Annotated in this window: 9 protein-coding genes; 6 read left to right on the forward strand and 3 right to left on the reverse strand. The window is 75.7% G+C overall.

What is annotated here, in order from left to right:
• Positions 1 to 150 precede the first annotated feature (150 nt).
• Positions 151 to 2,049 (reverse strand): methyl-accepting chemotaxis protein, encoded by a 1,899-nt coding sequence (locus ECOMGDLI_RS16495; protein WP_198954925.1) that lies wholly within the window; start codon positions 2,047 to 2,049, stop codon positions 151 to 153.
• Between the two features lie 187 nt (positions 2,050 to 2,236).
• Here ECOMGDLI_RS16495 and coaD point away from each other — a divergent pair, with 187 nt between their 5' ends.
• From coaD to ECOMGDLI_RS16525, 6 genes are all read left to right on the forward strand, one after another.
• Positions 2,237 to 2,791 (forward strand): pantetheine-phosphate adenylyltransferase, encoded by a 555-nt coding sequence (coaD, locus tag ECOMGDLI_RS16500; RefSeq protein WP_088317965.1) that lies wholly within the window; start codon positions 2,237 to 2,239, stop codon positions 2,789 to 2,791.
• 88 nt (positions 2,792 to 2,879) lie between these two features.
• Positions 2,880 to 3,494: a DUF177 domain-containing protein gene (locus ECOMGDLI_RS16505; protein ID WP_088317956.1), complete on the forward strand. Its 615-nt coding sequence runs from the start codon at positions 2,880 to 2,882 to the stop codon at positions 3,492 to 3,494.
• A 2-nt stretch (positions 3,495 to 3,496) separates the two neighbouring features.
• Positions 3,497 to 3,700 carry a 50S ribosomal protein L32 gene (rpmF, locus tag ECOMGDLI_RS16510; protein ID WP_088284059.1) on the forward strand — a complete coding sequence of 68 codons (204 nt, stop codon included), beginning with the start codon at positions 3,497 to 3,499 and terminating at the stop codon, positions 3,698 to 3,700.
• 31 nt (positions 3,701 to 3,731) lie between these two features.
• On the forward strand, positions 3,732 to 4,484 hold the full coding sequence (gene rnc, locus ECOMGDLI_RS16515; protein WP_088284057.1) for a ribonuclease III: 753 nt from the start codon (positions 3,732 to 3,734) through the stop codon (positions 4,482 to 4,484).
• Positions 4,485 to 4,497: 13 nt separating this feature from the next.
• Complete coding sequence (gene mutM / locus ECOMGDLI_RS16520; RefSeq protein ID WP_088317957.1) at positions 4,498 to 5,442, forward strand: bifunctional DNA-formamidopyrimidine glycosylase/DNA-(apurinic or apyrimidinic site) lyase; 945 nt, start codon at positions 4,498 to 4,500, stop codon at positions 5,440 to 5,442.
• 139 nt (positions 5,443 to 5,581) lie between these two features.
• Positions 5,582 to 6,235 carry a response regulator transcription factor gene (locus tag ECOMGDLI_RS16525; protein ID WP_088317958.1) on the forward strand — a complete coding sequence of 218 codons (654 nt, stop codon included), beginning with the start codon at positions 5,582 to 5,584 and terminating at the stop codon, positions 6,233 to 6,235.
• Between the two features lie 48 nt (positions 6,236 to 6,283).
• On the opposite strand, the gene ECOMGDLI_RS16530 is transcribed toward ECOMGDLI_RS16525, so the two are convergent.
• The gene (locus ECOMGDLI_RS16530; RefSeq protein WP_088317959.1) at positions 6,284 to 7,912 is read right to left on the reverse strand and encodes a GAF domain-containing protein; all 1,629 of its coding nucleotides are present in this window, start codon (positions 7,910 to 7,912) and stop codon (positions 6,284 to 6,286) included.
• Between the two features lie 55 nt (positions 7,913 to 7,967).
• On the reverse strand, positions 7,968 to 9,845 hold the full coding sequence (cydC, locus tag ECOMGDLI_RS16535; protein ID WP_198954926.1) for a thiol reductant ABC exporter subunit CydC: 1,878 nt from the start codon (positions 9,843 to 9,845) through the stop codon (positions 7,968 to 7,970).
• Between the last annotated feature and the right edge of the window lie 70 nt (positions 9,846 to 9,915).

Genomic DNA, 9,915 nt, shown 5'->3' on the forward strand with positions numbered 1-9,915 from the left:
CCGTGTGTGAGGTTGCCCCGTACGGGACCCGGTGCTCCGGGTCCTCGCGCCGACTCTAGTGCGGACCGCCCCGGACCCGAGTCGGGTCCGGGGCGGCACGTCGATCGACGTCGCAGGGGCGGCGGTGGTTCCGCCGAGGCCGTGGGCCGGTCAGAACCTGTCGAACTTGACCTCGTCGAAGACGGGGCCGGCGGCGGCCGGCGCGTGCTGGACGCGCTGGGCCGGCGGACGGCGGGTCGCGGCGGGCCGTCCGGTGCTCACCCGCTTCTGGGCCCCCGGGACCGTGAAGAAGTCCATGAGGTCCTGGAGCAGCGCGCTCTGGCCGGTCATCTCCTCGCTCGTCGCCGCGAGCTCCTCGCTGGAGGACGCGTTCTGCTGGGTGACCTTGTTCATCTGCGACATCGCGCTGGTGACCTGGGACACGCCGGAGGTCTGCTCGGCGGACGCCGCGGCGATCTCCTGGACGAGGTCGGACGTCCGCTTGATGCTCGGGACGATCTCCGCGAGCAGGCCGCCCGCCCGCTCGGCGGTGTGCACCGAGTCGGTGGCGAGCTGGCCGATCTCCTGCGCGGCCACCTGGGAGCGCTCGGCGAGCTTGCCGACCTCGGTCGCGACGACCGCGAAGCCCTTGCCGTGCTCGCCGGCGCGGGCGGCCTCGATCGTCGCGTTGAGCGCGAGCATGTTCGTCTGGAACGCGATGTCGTCGATGATCGAGATCTTCGCCGCGATCGCCTTCATCGCCTCGACCGTCTCCTGCACGGCCTCGCCGCCCTCGCGGGCCCCCGTCGCCGCGGTGGTCGCGATCCCGTCGGTGACCTTGGCGTTGTCGCTGTTGTTGCCGATCGAGGCCGACATCTGCTCGACGCTCGAGCTCGTCTCCTCGACGCTCGCGGCCTGCTCGGTCGTCGACTGCGACAGCGACTGGGAGGCACCGGAGATCTGCCGCGCCGCGCCGACGAGCTGGTCGGCGGCGGAGACGACCTCGCCGACCGTGGCGGCGAGCTGGGCGACGGTCGCGTTGACGGTGCCGCGCAGCTGCTCGAGGTCACCGCGGTACGGGGTGTCCAGGGTGACCGTCAGGTCGCCCTTCTCGAGCGAGCGCAGGACGCCGGTGACGTCCCCGAGCGGGCCGGTGACGGCGTCCAGGGTGCGGTTGATGCCGTCGACGACGGCGCGGTAGCCGCCCTGGTGCCGGGTGGCGTCCGCCCGCGCGGAGAGCCGGCCCTCGCCGGCCGCCTCGACGAGCGAGCCGGCGTCGGTGATGAGGGCTGCGATGTTCGTCCGGGTCCGGTCCACGGCCGCGAGCGCGCGGCCGCCCTCGTCGACACCCGTCGTGTCGACGGTGAAGTCGGTGTCGCCCGCGGCGAGCCGGTCGGCCGCCTCGGCGAGCTGGCCGATCGGGCGCGTGATGAGCACCGTGATCCAGCGCGACAGGGCCATGAGGACGACGACGCCGACGGCGAGGACGATCCCGATCGTCCACTGCAGGCGGGTCTGGGTGGCCTGCTGGGACGCGACGGCGGCGTCGAGCTGCTTGCCGACGATCTCGCCGGCCTGCACGGCCGCCGTCTCGATCGCGGTGCCCGACTCCAGCTGGTCGGCGAGCGCCTGGACCGCCTCGGGGGTCCCGGGGGTCAGCTTGGCCAGGCCGGGCAGCGCGGTCCGCACGGACTCGAGCCACTGCGCGTAGGACGTCATCTCGGCCTGCGTCGCCGCCTGCGCCGGACCGGTCAGGGGGACCGCGTCGAGCGCGCGGAGCGCGCCGTCGATCTCCTCCGACGTCGCCGCGAAGTCCGCGGCCGCGGTCTCGCGGTCCTTGGGCGTGACGGCGAGCAGCGAGTCCCGGACGGCGACCTGGACGTCGCTCACGAACATGTCGAGGTCGCGCAGCGACTGGTCCGCCGCGGTGAGCTGCTGGACCGCGACGGTGTCGTTGCGCAGCTGGCGTGCACTCACCCAGCTCGTGCCGCCGATCACGACCGCGACGACGACGCCGAGGAGGGACAGCGCGAGAAGCTTGCGGGAGATCGACCACAGGCGGGGGTGCATCGTGGACCTCTGACTCGCTCGAGGAGTGGAACGTCCTCTTCGTCGGGCTCCTGCGGCGGCCTCTGGAGGTGCCGGGCCGACGAGGGCGGGACCGTTCACCCGGACGGCGCACCGCGAGGTGCCGCACGGGGGCGCCGGCGCCGACCGGGTCTGCCGTCGCGCCCGGTCGCGCTGCTACGTTCGCGGCATGACGCAGGACGGGCCGCAGGACGGGTCGCCCCACGCCGGACCGCGCCGGGCCGTGTGCCCGGGCAGCTTCGACCCCGTGACGAACGGGCACGTCGACGTCGTCCGCCGGGCGGCCGCCCTGTTCGACGAGGTCGTCGTCGCGGTCCTGTCCAACCCCGCGAAGCAGGGCACCTTCGCCCCGCCCGAGCGGGTCGAGCTCATTGTCGCGAGCCTGGCCGCCGACCTCGGCCGGGCCGACGGGTCGCTGCCGGACGGGCTCACCGTCGAGCTCGTCGACGGCGGCCTGCTCGTCGACTACTGCCGGCGGGTCGGCGCGGTCGCCGTCGTCAAGGGGCTGCGCTCGGGCACGGACTTCGCCTACGAGCTGCCGATGGCGCTCATGAACCGGCACCTCACGGGGCTCGAGACGGTCTTCCTGCCCGGCGACCCGCGCTTCGAGCACGTCTCGAGCAGCCTCGTCAAGGAGGTCGCCTCGCACGGCGGCGACGTGAGCGGGCTCGTGCCGGACGTCGTCCTGCCCCGGCTGCTCGACCGGCTCGCCGGCCGGGGCTGACCCGGGCCGCATCGACGCCCGGTTTGGGGCAGCGCGACAGGTGCACTATTGTCTTTCCTTGGCCCGTCGCTGCACGCGCGCGGCCGGAATGCCTCGATCATCACAGTCCCAGGAGCACATCATCCGCCTCGACCCCCGGTCGCCCACGGTTCTCGACACCCGCGAGATCGGCAGGCGCCCCGGAACGATGCGGCGGGTGCAGCGGACCATCGCTGCCCCGGTGGACCTGGGCACCGACGTGATCGGGGTCCCGGAAGGCACCGACCTCGAGCTGGACCTGCGGCTCGAAGCGGTGATGGAAGGGGTGCTCGTCTCCGGTACGGCCCGGGGGCGCGCGACCGGGGAGTGCGTCCGGTGCCTGGGGGACGTCGACCAAGAGATCGAGGTCGACCTCCAGGAGCTGTACGTGTACCCCGGCCGTTCGCCCGAGGGCAGTGACGACGAGGACGAGCTGCGCGAGCTGCAGGACGACCTGATCGACCTGGAGCCCGCGTTGCGGGACGCGGTGGTGCTCGCACTGCCGTTCCAGCCGGTGTGCCGGGAAGACTGCCCGGGCCTGTGCTCCGAGTGCGGGGCGCGGCTCGCGGACGACCCGGACCACCACCACGAGAGCGTCGACCCGAGGTGGGCGGCGCTGCAGGGGATCGTTCCCACCCCGGGAACGGGCTCCGACGACGTGCACGACGACCAGAAAGAGAGCTGACCGTGGCCGTCCCGAAGCGGAAGATGTCCCGCAGCAACACGCGGTCCCGCCGCTCGCAGTGGAAGGCGACCCCGACGACGCTCACCGCGACCGTCGAGGGCGGCCAGACCACCTACGCGCAGCCCCACCGGGCCCGCGTCGTCACCGACTCGGCCGGCACCCCGCTGTACCTCGAGTACAAGGGTCGCAAGGTCAAGGACCTCTGAGGATCTCCTCAGGCATGAAGGACGGCCTCCGGTGAGCGCGCCCGCCGGCACGCCCACGGGCGACGCGCACCCGGCCGACCTGGTCCCGCTCCAGACCACCCTCGGGGTGACGCTGGAGCGGGGCCTGCTCGTGCGTGCCCTGACCCACCGGTCCTTCGCGTACGAGAACGGCAACCTGCCGACGAACGAGCGCCTGGAGTTCCTCGGGGACTCGGTGCTCGGCCTCGTCGTGACCGACGCGCTCTACACCCGGCACCCCGACCTGCCCGAGGGGCAGCTCGCCAAGCTGCGGGCGGCCGTCGTCAACATGCGCGCGCTGGCCGACATCGGCCGCCGCCTCGGCATCGGCGCCTTCCTCCTGCTGGGCCGCGGCGAGGAGACGAGCGGCGGCCGGGACAAGTCCTCGATCCTCGCCGACACCCTCGAGGCACTCATCGGCGCGGTCTACCTCGACCACGGCATCGACGTCGCCCGCGCCTTCGTGCACCGGCTCGTCGACCCGCTCCTCGCGTCGTCCGCGGCGATGGGGGCCGGCCTCGACTGGAAGACGAGCCTGCAGGAGCTCACGGCGACCGCCGGTCTCGGCGTGCCCGAGTACGCCGTCTCCGAGGAGGGCCCGGACCACGCCAAGCAGTTCGAGGCGACGGCCATCGTCGCCGGTCAGGCGCGCGGCACCGGCAGCGGCAAGAGCAAGAAGGAGGCCGAGCAGAAGGCCGCCTCCGCGGCGTTCCAGCTGCTCGAGCCGCTGTACCGGCCGCAGCCGGACGGCGCGAACGCCGGCTGACGGTCCCGCACACGTGCCCGAGCTCCCCGAGGTCGAGGTCGTCCGGCGCGGTCTGGCCCGCTGGGTCACCGGTGCCGGGATCGGCCGCGTCGAGGTGCTGCACCCGCGGCCCGTGCGCAACCACCTGCCGGGGCCGGCCGACTTCGCCGACCGGCTCGCCGGGCGCACCGTGCTCGACGTCGTCCGCCGCGGCAAGTTCCTCTGGCTCGCCCTCGACTCCGGCGAGGCCCTCATGGCGCACCTCGGGATGAGCGGGCAGCTCGTCCTGCAGCCGGTCGGCGCGCCCGACGAGCGGCACCTGCGGGTCCGGCTCGGGCTCGACACCGCCGGGGACGCCGCGGGCCGCGAGCTGCGGTTCGTCGACCAGCGGATGTTCGGCGGGCTGTCCGTCGTCCCGCTCGTGCCGACGCCCGACGGGCTGCCCGCCGGGGCCGGCGGCCTCGGGGACGTCGCCGCGCACGCCACGTGGACGCCGTCCGAGCCGCTCGTGCCGCCGCCCGTCGTCCACATCGCCCGCGACCCGCTCGACCCCTCGTTCGACCCGGCCGGGTTCGCGACCCGGCTGCGCGGACGCCGCACGGGCCTCAAGCGGGCGCTGCTCGACCAGACCCTGGTGTCCGGCGTCGGCAACATCTACGCCGACGAGGCGCTGTGGCGCTCGCGGCTGCACTACGCGCGGCCGACGCGGACGCTGCCGCGGCCGGCGGCGCTCGAGCTGCTCGGGCACGTCCGCGACGTCATGACCGCCGCGCTCGCCGAGGGCGGCACGAGCTTCGACAGCCTCTACGTCGACGTCAACGGGGAGAGCGGGTACTTCGACCGCTCGCTCGCCGTCTACGGGCAGGAGGGCCGCCCGTGCCCGCGGTGCGGGGCGCTCGTGCGCCGCGACGCGTTCATGAACCGCTCGTCGTTCTCCTGCCCGGTCTGCCAGCGCGTCCCGCGCAACGCGCACTGGTGACCCGGGGGCCGGCGACCCGGGACCTGGGTCCCTGACACGGCCGCCGTCCGTCGCACTTCTGGTGACGGTCACACGTGGGCCTGCGGATCGTGGCCCGGCATACCGCCCCAACCCGCGGCGGTATGGATAGCCTGGCCTCGTGGAAACCGAGGGCACCATCAAGGTTCTCGTGGTCGACGACCACGAGGTCGTCCGCCGCGGTGTCGTCGACGTCGTCGACGCCGACCCGACGCTGACCGTCGTCGCCGAGGCCGGGACCGTGCTCGACGCCGTCCGCCGCGCGGCCGCCGTCCGGCCCGACGTCGCCGTCGTCGACCTCAAGCTGCCCGACGGCACGGGGATCGACCTCGTCCGCAAGCTCAAGGAGGACCACCCGGGCATCCGGTGCGTGGTCCTCACCTCGTTCAACGACGACGACGCCGTCGCCGCCGCGCTCGACGCCGGGGCCTCCGCCTTCGTGCTCAAGACCGTGCGCGGCACCGAGATCGCCGACACCGTCCGGGCCGTCGCCGCGGGCCGCAACCTGCTCGACGAGCGGGCGCTGGCGCGCCGCCGGGCCCAGCACACCGACCCGACGGACGCGCTGACGCCGACCGAGAAGAAGGTGCTCGAGCTCATCGGCGACGGCCTGTCGAACCGCGAGATCGGCGACAGCCTGGGCCTGGCCGAGAAGACCGTGAAGAACCACGTCACGGGGCTCCTCGCGAAGATGGGCTTCCGCCGCCGCACGCAGGCCGCCGCGTGGGTCGCCGCGCACCGCCAGGGAACGGGCTGGAACACCTCCGAGGCCTGAGCCTCGGAAGGTTCGGCCGGGCCAGGGCCCTGCCGACCCCGGGCGGTCTCAGCCGCCGAGCGGGACGGTCCAGCGCAGGACGGTGCCGCCGGTGCCGTTCGGGCGCGCCTCGCAGCCGCCGCCGTGCCGGCGGGCGCGCTCGCCGAGGTTCTCCAGGCCCGAGCGTCGCGAGGTCCCCGGGTCGACGCCGCGGCCGTCGTCCCCGACCTCGACGACGAGGACGCCCGCGTCGACGGCGACGGTCACCTCGACCCGGCTCGCGCGGGCGTGCCGGGCCGCGTTCGACAGGCCCTCGCGGACGACGGCGATGACGTCGTCCGCGACGTCCGGCGGCACCTGGGCGTCGACGAGGGCGTCGTCGACGACGGTGAGGACGGGCTGGAAGCCCAGTGCGTTGTGCGCCCGGTTCGCCTCGCTGTGGAGCCGCTCGACGAGACCGGTCACCTCGTCCGGGTCGCGCAGCGCGCGGATCGTCGACCGGATCTGCCGGACGACGCGGTCGAGGCTCTCGAGCGACAGGTCGACGTCCCCGAGGCTGCGGGCGTCGAGGGTGCCGCGCAGCCGGGTCAGCCGCATGCCCATGGCGAACAGCTCCTGGACGACGAGGTCGTGCAGGTCGCGCGCGATCCGGGCGCGCTCCTCGAGGATCTCGGCCTCCTCGGAGCGGCGCCGGCCGTCGGCGAGCTGGAGGGCGAGCGCGGCCTGGCCGGCGAAGGTCTGCGCGGTCGTGAGGTCGTCGTCGGTGAACTCGCGGGCGCCGATCCGGCGCAGCAGCACGAGGACGCCGGCCCGTTCGTCGCCCGCGACGAGCGGCGCGTAGAGCGCGGGGCCCCAGTGCCGCATCGCCGGCACGCGCAGGGTCCGCTGCTGGGACAGGTCCGCGACCCGGACGCCCCGCCCGGACCGGACGACGGAGACCGCGCGGCCGTCCTCGGGCATGACGATGCCGACGAGCTCGTCGGCGTGCTCGCCGTCCGCGACCTCGAGCACCCACTGGCCCTCCCAGCCGGGCAGCACGAGACCGCAGACGTCGGCGCCCGCGACCTCCCGGGCACGGCGGGCGATGAGCGGGAGCGCCTCGTCCTCCTCGGCGCCCTCGAGCATGACCGTCGAGACCTCCTGGGCCGCGGCGAGCCAGGCCTCGCGGCGCCGGGCGTCCTCGAACAGCCGGGAGTTCTCGACGGCGACGGCGGCCGCGGCGGCCAGCGCCACGACGACGTCCTCGTCCTCCGCGGTGAAGCCACCGGTCTTGTCGGCGAGGTAGAGGTTGCCGACGACGCGCTCGCCGATGCCGACCGGCACCCCGAGGAAGCTCTTCATCGGCGGGTGCCCGGCCGGGAAGCCCATGGAGGCCGGGTGCTCGCCGATGTCGGACACCCGGACGGCGCGGCCGACGCGGGTGATGTGCCCGAGGACGCCGTGCCCGCGCGGCAGGTGGCCGATCGCGTGCGCGAGCTCGGAGTCGATCCCGGTGTAGACGAACGCGCGGTGCAGGCCGTCGTCGCCGAGGACGCCCAGCGCCGCGAAGGGCGCGTTCGTCAGGTCGGACGCCGCCCGGACGATCCGGCGCAGCGTCGGGTCGAGCTCGAGCCCGTCCGCGACGGCGACGACGGCGTCGAGCAGCCGCCGGTCGACGGCCGTGGAGGCGGGGACCGGCGGGCTCGCGGGCTCTGTCACGCAGGCATCATTCCAAACCCGGCCGGCGGTGCCGCCGCGCCCCGACCGGACGACGTCACGGCGTCGTCCCGACGAGGCCGGACTCGGCCTCCAGCGCGTCCCGGTAGGGCTCGTGGTGCTCGAGCAGCCAGGCGTGCGTCCCGCGGGCGGCGACCCGGCCCGCGTCGAGGACGACGACCTCGTCGGCCGCGGCGAGCGGGGCCAGCCGGTGGGTCACGACGACGACCGCCGGTCCGGACGCCGCGGCCCGGCCCGCGCCGAGGACGTCCCGGAGCAGGTCGTCGGCCGTCGCCGGGTCGAGGTGCTCACCGGGCTCGTCGAGGAGCAGGACGCCGGCCCCGACGAGGAAGGCCCGGGCGAGCAGCAGCCGGCGGTGCTCGCCGCCGGAGACACCGGCGCCGCCGGAGCCGAGGACGGTGTCCAGGCCGTCGGGCAGACCCGCGCGCCAGGCGGCCAGCCCGGCCCGGTCGAGCGCCGCGTCGAGCTCGGCGTCGTCCGCGTCGGGCCGGGCGACGCGCAGGTTCTCCCGGACGGTGGTCGTGAAGACATGGGCGTCCTCGGCGGTGAAGCTCACGGTCCGCCGGACGGTCGCGGGCGCGACGTCGGCGAGGTCGACCTGCGGCCCGCCCGCCCCGGCGGCGACCCGGAGCCGGCCCGCCCGCGGCGGCAGCAGCCCTGCGAGCGTGAGGAGCAGGGTCGTCTTGCCGCACCCGGAGCCGCCGGTGACGGCGACCCGGCGGCCGGGCGGGAGGTCGAGGTCGAAGCCGGTGAGCACCGGGTCCGCCCCGGGCCAGCCGCAGGCGAGGCCGTCGGCGACGAGGTGCGGGCGGGGGAGCGTGGTCCCCGCCGCGGGGGTCGCCGTGTCCTCCGCGGTGGACCCGCCTGCCACCGCAGGGTGGTCTCCCTCTGCGGGGCCGTTCGCGGGGGCGACCGCGGCCGGGGCGTCGAGGAGGGCGAGGACCCGCTCGGCGGCGGCGCGGGCCCGGACGACACCGGTGGCGGCCGCGGGCAGCCCGGTGACGGCCTCGGCGGCCGCGAGCGGGGTCAGGGTGACGACCGCGAGCAGCACGTGGCGCAGCGTGCCGCCGGTGATCGCCTGGATGCCCAGGACGAGCGCGGCGACCATCGCGAGACCGGTCGCCAGGGTACTGAGGCCGACGGCCGCGGCGGCCGGGCCGGCGGCCTCGTCGAGCCGGCGGGCGAGGACGGCGTCCAGCCCGCGCAGCCGCTCGACGCGGGCCGGGACGGCGCCGGCGACGGTGAGCTCGGCGACGCCGTCGAGGAGCGTGAGGACCTCGGCGCTGGAGTCGCTGCGGGCCCGGGCGGCGCCGCGCTCGGCGCGCCGGGCGCCGACGGCCGCCAGCCAGGGCGCGACGAGCGCGGCCACGGCGAGCCCGGCGCCGACGACGAGACCGGCCGGCGGCAGCAGCCATGCGACGAGGGCGGCGGACGCGAGCGCGGTGACGACCGAGACCGCGAAAGGCAGGAGCGAGCGGACGACGAGGTCGGCGAGGGTGTCGACGTCGGCGCCGACGCGGGCGAGCAGGTCGCCGCGGCGCAGCCCGGCCGCGGTCGCCGGGTCGGCGGCGGCCAGCCGGACGTAGAGCCGCTCGCGCAGCGCCGCCACGCCGCGCAGGGCGACGTCGTGGCCGACGAGCCGCTCGGAGTACCGCAGGACGCCGCGGCCGATGCCGAAGGCCCGGGTCGCGACGACGGCGACCTGCAGGTAAAGGACGGGCGGGTGCTCGGCGGCGCGCGCGATGAGCCAGGCCGACGTGGCCATGAGGCCGACCGCGCAGCCGAGGGCCGCGGTGCCGGCGGCGACGGCGAGCAGGACCCGGCGCGGGTCCGGGTCGAGGGCGACGAGCGCACGCACGAGCGGGTCGCGGCGCAGCCGGGCGGGCAGCAGCCGGAGGGCGGGGTGCGCGCTCACCGGGAGACCTCCTCGAGGGGGGCGGTCGCGACGGCGACGACGCGGGCGGCGCCGTCGGCGGCGGCATCGG

The sequence above is a fragment of the Kineosporia sp. R_H_3 genome (assembly GCF_002198675.1).
Lineage (GTDB): Bacteria > Actinomycetota > Actinomycetes > Actinomycetales > Kineosporiaceae > R-H-3.